At 40.0% G+C, this 17135-nt stretch carries 12 protein-coding genes; 2 read left to right on the plus strand and 10 right to left on the minus strand.

Annotated features, from left to right (window positions below):
- Positions 1 to 124 precede the first annotated feature (124 nt).
- From J2Z23_RS11730 to J2Z23_RS11760, 7 genes are all read right to left on the minus strand, one after another.
- Positions 125 to 1087: an aliphatic sulfonate ABC transporter substrate-binding protein gene (locus J2Z23_RS11730; RefSeq protein WP_064468865.1), complete on the minus strand. Its 963-nt coding sequence runs from the start codon at positions 1085 to 1087 to the stop codon at positions 125 to 127.
- 940 nt (positions 1088 to 2027) lie between these two features.
- On the minus strand, positions 2028 to 2780 hold the full coding sequence (locus tag J2Z23_RS11735) for an ABC transporter permease (protein WP_057982474.1): 753 nt from the start codon (positions 2778 to 2780) through the stop codon (positions 2028 to 2030).
- Positions 2713 to 3555, minus strand: coding sequence for an ABC transporter ATP-binding protein (locus J2Z23_RS11740; RefSeq protein WP_057982476.1), 843 nt, complete (start codon positions 3553 to 3555; stop codon positions 2713 to 2715). The genes J2Z23_RS11735 and J2Z23_RS11740 overlap by 68 nt, the downstream gene beginning before the upstream one ends.
- Positions 3556 to 3899: 344 nt before the next feature.
- Positions 3900 to 4832 carry a cysteine synthase A gene (cysK, locus tag J2Z23_RS11745; RefSeq protein WP_238482738.1) on the minus strand — a complete coding sequence of 311 codons (933 nt, stop codon included), beginning with the start codon at positions 4830 to 4832 and terminating at the stop codon, positions 3900 to 3902.
- Between the two features lie 591 nt (positions 4833 to 5423).
- Complete coding sequence (locus tag J2Z23_RS11750; RefSeq protein ID WP_057982478.1) at positions 5424 to 6392, minus strand: NERD domain-containing protein; 969 nt, start codon at positions 6390 to 6392, stop codon at positions 5424 to 5426.
- 152 nt (positions 6393 to 6544) lie between these two features.
- A complete protein-coding gene (locus J2Z23_RS11755; protein ID WP_057995879.1) occupies positions 6545 to 6718 on the minus strand; it encodes a YjzC family protein in 174 nt (57 codons plus the stop codon).
- Positions 6719 to 6779: 61 nt separating this feature from the next.
- Positions 6780 to 7712 carry a hypothetical protein gene (locus J2Z23_RS11760; RefSeq protein ID WP_209974022.1) on the minus strand — a complete coding sequence of 311 codons (933 nt, stop codon included), beginning with the start codon at positions 7710 to 7712 and terminating at the stop codon, positions 6780 to 6782.
- Between the two features lie 321 nt (positions 7713 to 8033).
- On the opposite strand from J2Z23_RS11760, the gene J2Z23_RS11765 reads away from it, so the two are divergent.
- A complete protein-coding gene (locus tag J2Z23_RS11765; RefSeq protein WP_209974023.1) occupies positions 8034 to 8222 on the plus strand; it encodes a hypothetical protein in 189 nt (62 codons plus the stop codon).
- A gap of 186 nt (positions 8223 to 8408) precedes the next feature.
- On the opposite strand, the gene J2Z23_RS11770 is transcribed toward J2Z23_RS11765, so the two are convergent.
- Together J2Z23_RS11770 and J2Z23_RS11775 are read right to left on the minus strand one after the other, a co-directional pair.
- The gene (locus J2Z23_RS11770) at positions 8409 to 9956 is read right to left on the minus strand and encodes a sulfatase family protein (protein WP_057982484.1); all 1548 of its coding nucleotides are present in this window, start codon (positions 9954 to 9956) and stop codon (positions 8409 to 8411) included.
- A 22-nt stretch (positions 9957 to 9978) separates the two neighbouring features.
- A complete protein-coding gene (locus J2Z23_RS11775) occupies positions 9979 to 11727 on the minus strand; it encodes a solute:sodium symporter family transporter (protein ID WP_083492312.1) in 1749 nt (582 codons plus the stop codon).
- Positions 11728 to 11929: 202 nt separating this feature from the next.
- On the opposite strand from J2Z23_RS11775, the gene J2Z23_RS11780 reads away from it, so the two are divergent.
- The gene (locus J2Z23_RS11780) at positions 11930 to 12799 is read left to right on the plus strand and encodes an AraC family transcriptional regulator (protein WP_057982486.1); all 870 of its coding nucleotides are present in this window, start codon (positions 11930 to 11932) and stop codon (positions 12797 to 12799) included.
- Positions 12800 to 13119: 320 nt separating this feature from the next.
- Here J2Z23_RS11780 and J2Z23_RS11785 read toward each other — a convergent pair whose 3' ends face one another.
- Positions 13120 to 16812, minus strand: coding sequence for a CDP-glycerol glycerophosphotransferase family protein (locus tag J2Z23_RS11785; protein ID WP_238482739.1), 3693 nt, complete (start codon positions 16810 to 16812; stop codon positions 13120 to 13122).
- Positions 16813 to 17135: the final 323 nt, after the last annotated feature.

Consider the following 17135-nt stretch of genomic DNA (forward strand, 5'->3'; position numbering starts at 1 on the left):
TCTCCCTTTCATTCCGTACCCGTAGCGTTAATCGCCATAGAGCACGGTTCATTTATTGAATTTTTAAATAATATTTTTCAAAAGAAGGCAAAGCGCTTGACTTTGCCTCCGTATGATTATTCTTTTACTTATTCAGATAGTCGAGATTGATTAGTCCGTCGATATCATCACTTTCTATATAGTCCGCTTCTTTACTAATTTCCGCCATTTCTTTGATCACTTGTTCATTCACATCTGTTGTGACTTCTAAATGTTCAAATGCGGCGGCTGTTTCTTCGGCGTTGACCTCTTTCCCTGTTAGATCTTTAATATGCTTGATGACAATTTCTTGCGCTTCTTCTGGGTTTTCGCGGATAAAGGTAACAGCATTTTGATGGGCGCGCAGATAAGCTTCTACAAGTTCTTCATTTTTAAGAAATTCTTCCCGCGCCACGACTACCGTGTTGGTGGAATCCTTTCCCCAGGCAAAGTTTTCCCAATCTAATAAGAGTTTGCCGTTTGCTTGAGTTTCTAGTACATATCCCCATGGTTCTTGAGTAGCAGCAGCATCAACCGATTCTTGGACAAATAAAGAGGCCGTGTCAGCAGGCGCTGCAGCATATAATTCCACTGTGCCACCATTTTCTTTTACATTAAGATCAACGTCTTGAAGAGCTTTACGTAACATCACATCCTGTGTACTTCCGATCACTGGGATGGCGACTCTTTTTCCGTCAAGATCAGCTAATGTCTCGACTCCACTATTTTCTCCAGCTACTAGCACCGCTCCCCCATTGACAGCACCTGACACAATATGATGTTGCGGATTTTTCACATAGAAATTAATCGCTGGTCCGGGCCCAACTGTTCCAATATCAATGGCTTTTGTTGTCATTGCCTCCATAAAGAGGCCACCATTGCTGACGGTCTTTGTCTCAATTTTCGTATCCTTACCAAGTTCATCTTGGAAATATCCTTTTTCCAAACCAATAATCGTGGCAACATGTGTTAAGTTAGGAAAATAACCGATCTTCACTGTATCGGATTTTCCATTTCCGCAACCTGCTAAAAAGATGATTAGCAATAAACCGATCCATAATTTTTTCATTACATTTCTCCTCTATTTTCGATGACGTATATAATTTTTGAGTTTGTTCATTAGGAAACCCATTTTTCGTAGGTTGGGGCCTTTTTATAAGGATGGAAACCCAATTTTCTTGTCTAGAAACCCATTCATTTGAAATGAAACCCATTTTCAAGGCATGAAGCTCATACTCTATGCCTAGATCCTCATTTTTCCGTTATGAAACCCATTTCCTGTGCTGAGAAACCATTTAGTTGAAATGAACCCCATTTACATGGCATAAAGCCCATTCTCCATGCTTAGATCCTCATTTTTCCGTTATGAAGCCCATTTCCTGTGCTGAGAAACCATTTAGTTGAAATAAAACCCATTTACATGGCATAAAGCCCATTCTCCATGCTTAGATCCTCATTTTTCCGTTATGAAGCCCATTACCTGTGCTGAGAAACCATTTAGTTGAAATGAAACCCATTTTCAAGGCATGAAGCTCATACTCTATGCTTAGATCCCTTTTTTCCGTTATGAAACCCATTACCCGTGCTAAGAAACCCATTTAGTTGAAATGAACCCCAATTCCATGGCTAAAACCCATTCTCCATGCTTAGATCCCTTTTTTCCGGAATGAAACCATTACCTGTGCTGAGAAACCCATTTAGTTGAAATGAAAACCATTTACATGGTATAAAGCCCATTCTCCATGCTTAGATCCTCATTTTTCCGGGATGAAACCCATTACCTGTGCTAAGAAACCCATTTAGTTGAAATGAAAACCATTTTCAAGGCATGAAGCTCATTCTCCATGCTTAGATCCTCATTTTTCCGTTATGAAGCCCATTACCTGTGCTAAGAAACCCATTTAGTTGAAATGAAAACCATTTGCATGGCATGAAGCTCATTCTCCATGCTTAGATCCCTTTTTTTGGGATGAAACATTACGTGTACTAGGAAATACTTTTTACCAAACTCAAGCGACACCCCATTTGGTTTGGACAGAACGTTCCAGACGGGTGAAGACAATTTGGTCGATAATCGTACCGATGACGGCAATCATGATCATGACGGAGATGACTAAATCCATTTGCCCTAATGAGCGTCCTGTTTCTAGTAATTGACCAAGTCCCCCACCAGCTCCGAGTAATTCTCCAGCCATTAATGCGCGCCAGGAGAATGCCCAGGCAATACGTAAGCCTGATAAAAGCTGTGGTACAGAGGCGGGCAAGATGACTGTGCGAATAAAGTGAAAGCCTGTTGAGCCAAAGGTTTTCGCCACCCTTTGGTATAACTGCGGCACATTTTTAAAGCCGCTTGTTGCACTTGTAGTCATCGTCCATGTTGCACCAATTGTGACGATGAATAAAATCGCCATATCATTTAATCCAAACCAGATAATCGCTAGCGGGAACCAGACGATACTTGGAATCGATTGGAGGGCTGTAACGAGAAAACCAAGTGTGTCTTCAATCAATTTATAGCGCCAAATGAGATAACCCATTATTAATCCCAACACAATCGCAATCGAAAAACCGATTAATAGTCGACTTAGACTTTTTCCAATGGCAACGAGGATTTGTCCATTGATAATGCCATTGTATAATGTTTCAAACACTTGGATTAACGATGGAAACATAAAATCCGGTAGTCCCGATAATCTAGATGTGGCTTCCCATATCACCGCTATGATCACGATGAAACTGATTCGCCGAAAAGCGATAGTCATCCCCCATCTCCTCCTTCAACACTTTTTCAATTTCATTTTGCAAGATATTTAGGACACGCTGTTCAGTATGGAGGGTGACACTATCCGGCATGATACCATCCTTTGTAACCGGGACATTGATTAATTCCTTTATCCGGCCTGGGCGTGTGGCCATAACGACAATTTTTTCCGATAATTGGACAGCTTCGCGAATATTATGAGTCACAAAAATAATCGTCACCTTTGTTTCGCGCCAAATTTCCAATAACTCACGATGGAGAACCATCCGCGTTTGTTCATCAAGGGCAGAGAACGGTTCATCCATTAATAAAACTTCCGGTTCCATAACGAGTGCGCGGGCGATTGACACCCTTTGTTTCATCCCACCAGAGAGCTGATGTGGATAAGAATCCACATACCGACTTAAATGCACCATTTTTAACACTTTCCGCGCCCGTTCCTCTGCTTCCTGTTTCGACATCTTTTTCAATAACAAGCCATACGTAACATTCTCTAAAACCGTTAGCCACGGAAACAATCCCGCTTCCTGAAACACGACGACCCGTTCAGGACTCGGTTTATCAATTTTTTTACCTTGGACTTCGATATTTCCCTTATCCGGCTTATCTAGCCCAGCAATTAAATAAAGTAATGTCGACTTTCCGCAACCTGAAGGCCCGACAATCGAAACAAACTCACCTTTTTCAACCTCTAAATCAATATTATCTAAAACAAGCAATCTCTTATTCTGCTTATTTGTAAAGTTCTTCTCTATCCCTTCTAAACTGAGATACATACCTTCACCTCCATACATTATTAAACCAAGCGTTTTACTCCAGTTTATATTTTAAAAAAGAGGCCTGCAGAACGCAGGTCTTGCGAATTAAGCCAACAGGACGTTGGCTAGAACGGCGTTGCGACTAGTACAGGCAAAGCAACAGGACGTTGTGCTTTGAGACTGCCGCTAGGACGGAGGCCCATACGCCGTGGTTCAAAACGGCGTTGCAACGTACATGGATGTACTAGTGCAGGCGAAGCAACAGGACGTTGCGCTTTGAGACTGCCGCCAGGACGGCGCATCCTTAACCGTTTTTCCTTTATCCTCTATCCTTGTTCATCCATTTGCCCCTTGTTTTTCTATTAAGACTGAAACACATCACTTGATAAATAGCGTTCCCCTGAATCTGGGGCAATACAGACAACAGTTTGATCTGATGATAAGCGTTTCGCAACCTGTAAAGCGGCAAATACGGATGCTCCGCTGGAAGGTCCTAGTAATAGTCCCTCTTTTGCAGCTAAATCTCGTGTTGTCGAATAAGCTTCCTCATCTTGTATTTGAATAATCTCATCATATATATCGGTGTTTAAAATCGGTGGAATGAAGCCAGGGCTTGTGCCGACTAGTTTATGCTTTCCAGGCTCACCGCCAGATAAAACTGGAGATCCTGCTGGTTCGACAACATGCACCGTGATGTTGGAATCATATGCTTTTAGTGTCTCCCCTGTGCCCGTAATGGTTCCACCCGTTCCCGCCGTACAGACAAAGGCGGCTAACTTTTTCCCGTGTTCTTCCATCGCTCCGATAATCTCCTGGGCCGTCGTTTTTCGATGAATATCCGCATTCGCCTCATTCTCGAACTGCATCGGAATAAAATGATTGGGAATACCTTCCGCTAATTCCTCGGCTTTGCGAATACAGCCTGGCATTTTTTCCGCGCTCGGTGTGAGGACAACCTCTGCACCATATGCTTTTAAAATATTAATCCGCTCCAGTGTCGATGAATCTGGCATCACGATAATTGTGCGATACCCCTTCGCCGCCGCATTCATGGCCAAACCAATTCCAGTATTCCCGGAAGTCGGCTCAATGATTGTCGCCCCTTCTTTCAGAAGCCCAGCTCGCTCAGCCTCGACAATCATATTATAGGCAGCCCGATCCTTCACACTCCGGCTTGGGTTAAAATACTCCAGCTTCACCAGCACCTCGGCCCCTCCTGACGGATTAAGATGGTTTAACCGGACCAGTGGGGTGTCCCCTACCAACTCTGTAATTGACTCAACCCTTCTCAACATCGTGTACACCTTCCTGATCTAAGTACTTTATTATAGGAAATTTCAAATTATTTCCACTTGAATATATCTATACTTTTTCTTATTTTAATAACTGATAATACATACCAAAATACAATGAATTAAACAAATCGTCAAGTATTATTTTTCAAAACCAGCTTTTATGGAGAAGATTTAATGGGGTTGATTGCGTGACTTCGGAGAGGGATTGCGTGACTTTCCACGGGGATTGCGCAAGTTTCCCTTTGAATTGCGCAACTTACCATGGGGATTGCGCGACTTTTCATTTTTATGCGCAACTTTGGTAGCTTATTGCGGAACTCCCCCGATAAATTGTACCTTGGGCGCGTGAGCACGTGGACCTTTTTTCTTTAGGGAGGATTTTATTTGGATTGGACTTTTCATTCCATTCATTGCGCGACTTCGGAGAGGGATTGCGCAAGTTCCCCTTTAGATTGCGCAACCTACCATGGAGATTGCGCGACTTTCCATTTTTATGCGCAACTTTGGTAGCTTATTGCGGGACTCCCGATAAATTGCACCTTGGACTTTTCTATAAGGAAGCAACCGGCGAGCCGGTTGCTCTCTACCTATCTATTTTCCTTTTACATAAATATATTTGGTGCCACGGGTTTTTCCTTTCTTCTTTACTTCATATTCATTTAATAGGGATCTTGCTTGATGGCGTGATTGTAAATGTAAAAATCTACGACATTCAGCATTGGTAATGGAAGAGTTAAATAGGAGAAAGTAGTCACGTAGGGCCTTGATATGAGCTTTTTTTGAAGTATATTGACATTTGGGGCAGCGCCATTTTCCATATTCTCGTTTCATAGCTAAATAACCACAATCTGGGCAATGGACGCCCGTTAAGATTTCTTCCGGTCGGATATCAAATTGTTTCATGATGTCATATGTGAGAGGGGTATGCTGTTTGATGAATTCTGAACTGAGTTCATTCATCTTTTTCCTACTTAGATATTTTGCACGGTTGGATTTTTCAAGTTGGGTGATTTTAGAGGGTAATTGATTGCTTGTGAAGACATGTTGGTAGTTATGGGCGTCCCCATTGATTTGGATGATGGTACTTGGGTTACTAAATGCAATCAATGGCTGAATAGGGATCTGCGGAAAGCCGTTTATTTTTAGCCATTGCCCCAATTGTGTTTGATGATGATCGGCTTGTATTGTGGGACACGCATACCCTTGTTCCAAACCATCGACATGGTGAATCATTTGCTTTGTCGCTTCTTCAAAAATGACCTTATGCCGAAAGTTTTTCACAGATAGAGGGATGAGGATGGATGGAGATAGGAGAATGGAGTCATTTTGAAAGTAGGTACCAACATGATTGGGGAGGCGAAGGTCATGTAGAATATAATAATCATCCTTATTTAAAAATGAGAGTGGATAATCCATTGCCATTTCGCCGCGATAGCCCGCGCGACGGATGTTCATTTCCTTGATAAGGACCGGCTTGCTGCGGTGGTTCTCCCGTAATCTTCTATCAGCCGCTTCAATCGCTTCCAAAGCTAGTGGTTTGGACCGTCTTTTTTTAATCATGGTTTTTATTACACCTTTCCTCATTTTTCGAGAAAGAATGGTTCTTCTCCCTTATAGGATTCGCGCTTCTTGCCGAAAGTCCTTCTATCTTTTTTCTACCATTACAAACGAAAGGCCTTCCTGAGATATAATCAGGAAGGCCGCTTTTATCTTTATGCTTTCACCCAGTAGGCAGCATCTCGACTACTTGGGGATGGTGGGAATTGTTCACCTTTTTCAATATCGATCGTTGTGTCATCATTATGGGAGTCCCCATTGACTAGGCTGTCCACCTTAAACTTACCACTTTCAGGAGCTTTTTCACCAGTTTTGTATTTTTCTGCCATTTGAAGCACCTCCAAGAAGTTTGTCTAGTATTTGTATTCCCGCTCTTCATGGAGGTAAACATTACCATCTCCCAATCGTAAATTCCGTCATATCGTAAAATGGATATTCACCTGCTACGATCGTCGTCCCCATACTTTCCTCAGTGACAATAAACGTCTCTACATCTTCTGTATCTAATTCAAGGGAGCCACCACGAATTTGAAATTTATCAAGCTGAAGCGGACGTTTCCTGCGAAAGCTAATCCGATCACCTGGTTGTACATCTAGTGCGCCTACCTCTGAAAATACGAGACTTCCATTTTCATCCTTATCATAGTAAATGATTTTTTCCGCAGTATTAGCTAATTCCTTTAATTCCGCTTTGCTCACAAATTTTCCATCTTTATATGTAAAGGTTTCAGTCACTACTTTATCATCCACAATAATTTTATTGTCTTCTATGCGCAGGTTCCCATAGATCGTGTTTTCACTTGGGACCACTTCATAACCTGAAGAAACATTATCCTCATCATAATAAATGTAAAGAAATTGGACTGCTCCAGAATTTGAATCATTTTCAGTCGTATTTAGAATCGCAATCTCCTTTCCATCCTCCGTTTTAATATTTCCAATAAAACTGATTGGATGAGCTATAGTCATTCCTACCTCTGTAAAAATCCAAGCATCCTCCCCATCATCATATGGATCAGCAATCTTTAGATACGTCTTTTCCCAAGCACCATTTTCAGAACTATAAATTCCACATATCGCCATAAGGGATGGCTTATGCTTTTCCCCTCGTAAATTTGCTTGTTCAAACTGTGAATAAAACCCTTCACACTCTTCTTCCATCATTTCATCTAAGCCAGTTACTTCCTTTAATTCATCAACCGTATATTCAATGGTCTTGGCTGGCGTTTCCCCTTTTTTCTCTTGGTTCTTCGGTGCATCCGCTGACTCAGCCGAACACCCTGCCAATAAGAGCAATGCTAACATTATGACAATCTTCCTCATGCTGCTTCCTTCTCCTTTAAAATATATTACTTTTATACTATACCAAAAGATGTTATTTACCTGTTGTAATTTTAATCAAACGTTTGATTAAGAGGAGACAATCGGCGCGCCGATTGTTTTCCTTATAGATTTCTTCTTTCTTGAGGAGCCTATTCGAAGTTCATGAAACCCATTTTTCCTTCGCGAACCCCATTCTTGGTCCATAAAACCCATTTATTTGCGGAGAAACCCATTCACGGACGAGGAACCCATTCCCCCTTCCTTTTGTCCTAATGTTTATGAATTGTAATGAAGTGGTAGAGATTCTTCGTTAAACGGTAAGTGTCCGATATCTTTATTGCCTTTTTAATGCTCATCGACCTGGCCCAGTTCATCTACGTCATCCCACTAATTTTTTATGAGCAAAAGAAAAAACTTCCTGGTTTCGCCAACGGAATCATCATCGCAGCCGGGATTACCTTTTTATTCAATGGTGGTTGCTATGAAATTCTTATCGCGTCATTGTCGTAACTATAAATGGTAAGGGAGCACATTGGAATGTGCTCCCTTCTATTATGGGAAAATTGAGTTAAGGAATCCCTAGCTTTTGTACGAAGAATCTTGAAAGTAACATATATCCGCTCTCGGAAACCCATTCTCATGCTATAATCCCATTCATAAGGAAAGCAACCGGTCGCTGCCGGTTGCTTCTTCATTTTAAGCATGCCATATTCTTGGCATATAAATAGGCTCTTTTCCAAGTTCAGCCCATATATATCGAAGGAATAACTCCGATTTTAGTGATGCATATGCTGGGTTGTCCCATAGGTTATTGATTTCTCCCGGGTCTGTTTCCAAATCAAATAATTCTCCATAATTCCGATTATAATAAACAGTTAATTTATAACGTTCATTTACATACGTTTTTTGATGGATCTTTGTCGCTTCATGACGAAATTCGCAGATGATATGATCTCTTGCTAGCTCCTTTTTACCTAGCCATACTAGTTTTTGGTCCACTCCTGTCATAGAAATGGGAATCGGAACATTACAAAATGATAGGAATGTTGGCGCAAGATCGACTAATGATTGCATGGCGGAAGTGACACGTCCTTCTGGAACATGTCCAGGATACCGAACAATAAATGGAAGTTTTATTAAGTCTTCATAATGAAATCCACCTTTTGCTTGCATGCCATGTTGGCCAAAGAGATGCCCATGGTCCGTTGTAAAGACGACAATAGTGTTTTCTGCTAGGCCTAATGCATCCAATTTGTCTAATATTTTACCAACATATTTATCTAACATGCTAATCATTCCATAGTAGGTGGAGACAATTTTTTTCCTATCATAATCCGTTAGTTTAAATTTAGATCCATACTCATAATAATGATGGGAACGATAGCCATGAATTTCTTTACCGCTTTCGTACAGATCGGAAAAGTCAGGTGCATCTTCTTGAGTTTTCCTAAAATGAGGCGGATTTTTTTCATGTTCTTTAGGAGTGACCTTAGGGATCGTTAAATCCTTTGAGTCATACATTGTGTCCCACGGCTCAGGCACTAGATATTCTGGGTGCGGGTCAAAAAAACTTGACCATAAAAAGAAATTCTCGTCATTATTTTTGTATTCTTCTAGCATGGCATTCGAGCGTTCTGCAATCCAATTATTATAGTGATATTTTTCTGGAAGTTTCCATTTATAGGTTTCATGTGGATCCATATTCCCTGTAGGGGAAAGAAAATAATCTCTCCAATTTGAGAGCCCCTTTTCTTCCATCCATAATGCATAATGTTGACCAACATGGGCTTCATTTGTATGATTACGAGCTAATTCTACATGATCGAACCCGTAAAAAGGACCGTTAAATTCTCTCCAATACTCTAAATCTTGCAAGATTGGGTATGCTTCTATCGAAGGATATTCCTCGGTGGAATGTAATGGTTGAAAATGAGCCTTTCCAATTAAAGTGGTTCTATAACCAGCTTCTTGAAAGTCCTCTCCTACCACATGACGGTCCTCTTGTAGTTTAGTACCTAACGTCCAAGCCCCATGTTGACTTGGGTACATCCCGGTAATCATTGAAGCTCGACTGGGTGTACAAGTCGGATTGGGACAATAAGCTTTGGTAAAAGTCGTCCCCTCCTTTACTAAACGATCTAAATTAGGTGTTTCAATTTCGGAATTAAACGCACCAATTGTATTCCAATGTTGTTGATCAGTTGTTATTAATAGGATATTGGGACGCTTTGAAGATGAACTCATTTTATCTACACTCCTCATGTTGTTATGCAACTCTATCTAGAAACTTTGAGTATTTTTCATTCCAGCGATTAATAGAATACCAGCTTAAAACAGCCGTTAACCCAAGCAGGATAAGGATAACTGGTAAAAACATTGGGGAAACAATACCCTTTTGATACGCAAACCCAATAGGCGAAAAGACGATATACATTAATACCACAAGAGAAATTAACCAAATCGATGTGAAAATAGTATATTTCCATGGAACCATTTCGACTTTATGATTTCGTTCAAACTGATATGGTTCTGACAATGGCTTAAATTTACCAATAACCAGCATGATAAAAATTTCTACGAAAAATAATACACCGTATACATAAATAAAATTTATATTTAAATTAATTCCAAAGAGATGCTCTGTCCCCCATACAAGCAAATAATAAAGGGTCACATGAAAAATAATGACAACTTTAGCAGCTATAGCCGGGACTTTTTTAAATATGAGCCCTGCCAATACAATCGCAATGATCGGAATGTTAAAAAACCCACTAAATTGCTTAATTAAATCCCAAATGCCATTAGGGGCATTGAGTAAAAGAGGGGTAATAAAAAGAGCAATAATACTGACAATCAACCCGAAAATTTTACTAATTTTCACCATTTGTACATCTGTTACATGGCTATTTATTTTTTTCTTATAAATATCTAAGGCGAATATTGTGGAAGCACTGTTTAATAAAGAGTTATACGTGCTAAAAACCGCCCCAAGTAAAACTGCTAGGAAAAAACCAGATAAATATGTGGGCAATAAATTCGTGACAATGGTCGGATAGGCAAGGTCTACATTTTCAAGATTCCCACCATATAAATGAAAAGCAATCGTACCGGGAATCATCATGAAAAGTGGAATCGCTAGTTTAAAGAAACCAGAAAATAGAACTCCTTTCTGACCTTCCTTTAAATTTTTTGCTCCTAAAGATCTTTGGATAATGTATTGGTTTGTTCCAAAGTAGAAAAGATTGGCAAAAATTAAACCTGTAAAAATTGCTCCAAATGGGACGGAATCTGCGGAAGATCCAATTGCATTTAATTTTTCAGGATTATTCACCGCTATATGTTTCATGCCTGCAACCATATCCCCTTGTCCAAGGGCGAAGAAACCTAGCACCGGAACAAGAATCCCCACAATTAACAAGCCAATTCCATAGACAGTATCAGAAACCGCTACAGCTTTGGCGCCTCCTAACACAGCTAATAATGAGCCAATAATTCCGATGATCCAAACAATTACCCAAATGGAGGTGGTATAGGAAATATTAAAGAGCTCAGGCACATTGAATATTTGCAAAACAGCCAAAGAACCTGAATACAACGTAGATGGTATCAAAACGAACACATAACTTAATAAAAATAAGCCGGCCGTCATCTGTTGAACACCTGTATCAAAGCGTTTACTTAAAAATTCAGGTAAAGTCGTAAATGCTCCCCCCAAATATTTAGGTAGTAAAAACAAAGCCATGATCACAATCGCAATTGGAGCTGTTACTTCCCAAGCCATATTTGATAGATTTGAACGATAGGCTTGTCCATTAAGTCCAATTAATTGCTCAGCAGATAAATTGGTTAATAGTACTGAACCAGCAATAAATACTCCTGTTAGCCCTCTCCCCGCAAGAAAGTAACCGTCCGAACTCTTCGTTTCGCCACGAGATTTAAAATATGTGAAAATTGATATTAACACCATAATTATGATGCATGAGGTTACAGTAAAAATTAGATTAGAATAATCCAAAAAAATACCTCCTAGCTAAATTAAAATATGATATGCTACTTAATGATATTTTGTTTGGCCAAACAATTTATAACGTTCATTGTAAACGATTAAATATAAGTTTAAATGTCATTTTGTTTGATAGTCATTTATCATTTTGTTTGTTTTCGATTTAACATTACTGATGTATCAGTGAAAGAATAAATAAGAAGGGGTTAGATTTATGAAGGAATACGGACATGAGTACGCAGAACATTGGTTTTATACTCCTACTCTGGTAGATAATGCTGGAGGATTAAACATTATCCGTGCTGGTCAAAATAAAGCTAAACCAAACTATCAAATTGGTCCTCGCTTTATCCCTTATTTTAGTTTACATTTTGTTTTAGCAGGTAGAGGCACTTATGTTGATGAAGGAAAAAAATATACAATTCAGTCAGAAGATATTTTTTGCTTGTATTCCAATCACACCCATTCCTATTATACATCCGAGGAGCTGCCACTAGAGATGGCATGGGTCGCCTTTGATGGAAGACAAGCCTTATCAATACTAAAAATGTTAGGCATTACAGAAGAGAAAACATGTCTTCATGGCATCTTAACAACACTCAGTAGAGACACTCTACAACGCTTAATCCAATTGTTTCAGGTCTATGAAGAAAACATGTACTTTAAGAAGATTAGTTTGATTTATGAATTATTCGACCAATTATATGAGGAAGTCAGAAAAAAACATATTATTCAGCCAACCACAGAAGAAAACTGGTTGAACAAAGGAAAGAACTTTATTGACATATATTATAGTGAAGGAATTTCCGTTGCAGATGTCGCAAAATACGTAGGGATTAATAGAACTCATTTCTCAAACACATTTACCACAAAGTTGGGGATAAGCCCCCATCAATATATTCGAAAAAAGGTAATGAATAGAGCCGCACAATTACTCAGCGAAACACCCAATAATATAAGTGAAATCGCCTTATCCCTCTATTACTCTGACATCTATTCATTTTCAAGATCATTCAAAAATTTCTTTGGCATTACTCCCACACGCTATAGGGAGCAGAATAATAATCTAATTAAAAAAGAGTGATTGTGAGCGAAAAACGGAACTTGTGGAGCAGACAATTACTCCACGACGGAGAACACCCATTTTTCTACCTTGAAACCATTCTCAGTACATGAAGCCGATTTCTCTTTCGGGAAACCCATTCTTCTCGTGAGGAGCCCATTTTCCTCTTGAGAAACCCATTCTCGGACGGAGAAGCCCATTTTCCCTTGGAAATGCCCATACTTTGGGTATGAAACCCATTTAGCTTATGAGAAACCCATTTATTCCGTATGAGCCCCATTTCAAGCCCCGCTCTCCATCCATAAGGAAAGCAACCGGCCCCAGTCGGTTGCTACCTCTTCCTACTCCAACCCTCGATAAAAGGTTTCCATGGCGATTTCGTTATAGTATTGGTAGTCGAATGGGGCGGGTTGGAGATTTGATACTTGGTGCATGCCTTTTTCCAGTCCTTCAATACTGTTTTCGACGAGAAGCCCGAATTTTCCATTTTCTAGGACGTTGCGGTTGGCAACGATGTCGGTGGCGATGATGTTCATGCCCAAGGTCATGGCTTCTAATAAGACCATAGGTTGGCCTTCGTAGTGGGAGGATAAGATAAAGGCATCACATTTTTTCATTAAGGCGAAGGGGCTTTCCACTTGGCCTAAGAGATATACGGCGTTTTCCATCTTTAATTCCTCAATCAGCTTTTGGAGGTCCTTTTTCAATGCTCCTTCTCCCATGATATATAAGGCACTTTTCGGATTGTGCTGATGGTAGCGGGCAAAGGCTTGGATCAATTGGTCTTGCCCTTTTTCTGGTGATAGGCGCCCCATATGGACAAAGTTGGTCTTTTCTTCATCTGGTTCAGGGATATAACGCCCATCCACCTCAAAGCCAAATTCCTCTTTCACCTTTAATGCCTTTCTATTTACCCAACCAACTTCCTGACCATCCACTAATATATGAGCGGATCTCCCTTTCTGAGTGATCACTTCCTGATCCACTTCAACCATTTTTCCATTGTATTTTTGAAAATCGACAATTTTTGTTGCTCCCTCAAGTCCATAGGGCTTTGACCAAATGGCACGTTTTCCATCTAATGTCAATTTGGCTAGCTGGGATACTTTCCGCTCACGAATCTTCGTAGGACGAGTAATTTTTTCAAAGACATGCACATCTAACCAGCCAATTTTTTTCTCATCTTTAGAAAATAAATAAAAATGGCCAGCTCTTGTTTCCATAACAGCATGGATGGTGACGACTTCCCCTTCCAACCATTTTGCCGGTCCTATCGCCTCTGCTTTCCAATGGGGATAGGCGTGCGTCCAAATCAAATGCTTTTCAGGTCTCGCAATGTAGGCAAATACAGGTTTCACAATTCTCGCTTCTCGCAAGGTACGATTAGATAAATTCCGTAAGATTTCGCGATTTTTCTGCTCATTTCTTGCCAGTAAAACATTTCTTTTCGCCAGCACCTGGGCTTTTTCGATGGTGGATTGCCCTTCTTTTAGAGTACACGGGACATATACATGGAGGGCTCTTTGATCAATCCAGCCAATGATCGTTCCTTTAACAGCGATTCGACTATAGGTCCCATGCTGTGTTTTCGCTTCTCTGTCTATCTCGACGAGGAGTCCCCGATAATCTGCACTTCCTGAAACCTTTTCACAGCCAGTGACGCGATAAGGCTTTGTCCAAATTTGATTTCCTTTTGGCCTAATCACTTTACCGATTTGATTGACCTCTTTTTCTTGTAAAACTTTATCTTCGATCCATTCGATCGAATCTGCTGTTACCCAGCCAATGAATTGGTGCTCAAGATGACATTTATAATAAACTTGGGTTTGATCTGTCGCTTTTCGTGATATTGAAACCTCTTTGTCCATCCACTCCTCCTCCAATGTCAAGGACTTAGCATCTTCGGAAAAAGGGAGGGTGTTCCAAACTTTTCTTCCCTTTTTTAAAATAGCCCGTGCTTTAAAGTTTTCTACGATTGTTTCCTCTTCAAACTCTTCTTCTAAGGGCTGATGTAAAATTCTCTCTGCATGAAGGGAATTCATAACATATCCGAATTTCTCATCATCCGCATATTTAAGTAGGTTTTTCCGATTTACTTCCATATTCACCTTGGAAACGCCGACAATTTTATCAAATTGATCATAGACAGAAAATAACCCTCGTAAATTAACACGATGTGGGCGTTTGCCATTCACAACCTTTTCACTATCCGCCCATAAATCACTGTGCATAAAACAGATCTTCTGCTTCGCCTCTGCTGGCAATAAATATTTAGCCCAGTATAGGCTATATCCACTAAAATCAATCACATAGTCAAACTGCGCTTTTCCAAACAAGCGCCGATGTTCCCTCGCAAATGCTTGCTCTGGGAATAAACGATTAGCCAAAGTTCCATTTTTACCGCGATTATGGACAAGCTTATCTTGATACACTTCGAAAAAAGTGTAGACAGGAAGCCCAGGCTTGAACAACATCCTTACATTCGGATGGACTTTTCGTAGATTATTCAATGCCTCTGCAGACTGGGGTGCCGCCGTAAAGCATGTCACATCATACCGCTCATAATCAATATTATTCATCAAGTTTAAAAAGGATGAAGTGATCCCATTATTGCGCATGCCACCTGGATAAATCAGGATTTTCTCCTTTTTCGTATGAGAATTATTAACTGCCTTCACCTGTCCCTTATTTTGAAAAATATAGGAGATAATTCGCTCTGTCACATGCCCATCATCATGACCTGTAAATCGTTGTTTCGCTCTTTGGTATTTTTCTTGGAATGTAGCCTGAATTGCCTTGATGTTTTCCAGCGCCTCTGCCAGTTCTCTAACCGTAAAAAGTAAGGGGCCTGGTAATTCGTCATGTCGTAAATATTGGCCCCGCTCCTCGTTGTACACATCCAAATCCCATGTGTAAAATAGAATCGGCTTATCTGTTACGAGAAAATCAAAAAATATACTCGAATAATCAGTGATTAATACATCCACAGCCGCGAGTAATTCATTGGTATCAACATAATCAGGGACTAGATAATCTTGGATATCAGGATATTTCCCCGCTTCTTCGAATAAAAATGGATGAACCTTAATCAAAAAGTTGTATTGATCACCGTATTTTTTCACTAATGTTTGAATATCGGCATGAATTTGTAATACATCGTCATTAACATTACCGACATCAGTCCCTTTCCATGTCGGCGCATATAGGACAGTCTGCTTCCCAGTATCAACTGCCAATCCAATTTCTCGCAAACGATCACACACTTCCTGTAGATGTCCATTGACAGTCCAGTCAATTCTTGGATAGCCCTCTTCCAAAAGTTCGCCATTATATAAACCAGCTAATTTAAAACTATTTAAAAAGACGTTTGTAGTATGAGAATTCGGGCTTAATATGTAATCTGAACTTAAAAAATTGCGCACAACATTTTGTGAATGGGAAGGATCACCTGGAATATCATACCCCATCTTTTTTAGAGGTGTGCCGTGCCATGTGTTCACATAAATTTGCCCCGCTTTTGCAAGATAATAAGAAGGAAATGTGGAATTATTCACCAAATAAGCGCATGTCGCCAAGGCTTGCAAATAAGCACGAGAATGGCGTTTCACAAACCGCACATTCGAATACTTTTTATACCTTGCTATGATTGGCTCAAGCGCCCTTTCATCTTCTATCGACCATATATGGGTATAATGCTGGAACTCAGGATGCTCCAACATATAACGAAACATCGCATATGGGCTGTCTGTCATGCTTTTTCCATCTCGACTCTCATATAAAACCGTATTTTCCTTAATCGACATTTTTTCATAAAAATACGCGTACTGATTCACCCGCCGATGCCCCGCCTTAAGCAGATAATTCGTCATCGGATTCAACAAATAATTAATTTTTCGTTTTAAAATCTTTTTATTTAAAATTTCTTGCCACCACCAATCGTCGAAACTTGGAAAACTTCCCATTTCCCGGGCAATATTTGCAAAATATTCCCGACCCCAGTATTCCCCAATTCCACAAAAAATATAATGGCGCATGGCTTAACGCGAATTTTGCTGAACAAAGAGACAATTCCACCTGGTCTAAACTTTGTTATATAGAATGACTAAAATAGACCTTTATCTGTCTAATCTTCCCTCTACCTGCGATTAGCCAATCAGCGTATAAAAGAGATCACATAGGACCCAACCATTTCAATTTGCCTGTATATCCCGTATTTGAAATAACTAAAAATGCCGATTAGTCCACCAGCATCATTGTTTATTTAGTAGAAGTAGTCGGAAATAAATAGTGTTTTGTTCTTGTCTTGCTTCTGTACTCCCACTGAATTCGTAAAAACACTATCTGTCTTCGGAATTTT

This window comes from Lederbergia galactosidilytica (assembly GCF_017873565.1).
GTDB classification, from domain to species: Bacteria; Bacillota; Bacilli; order Bacillales; family Bacillaceae_C; genus Lederbergia; species Lederbergia galactosidilytica.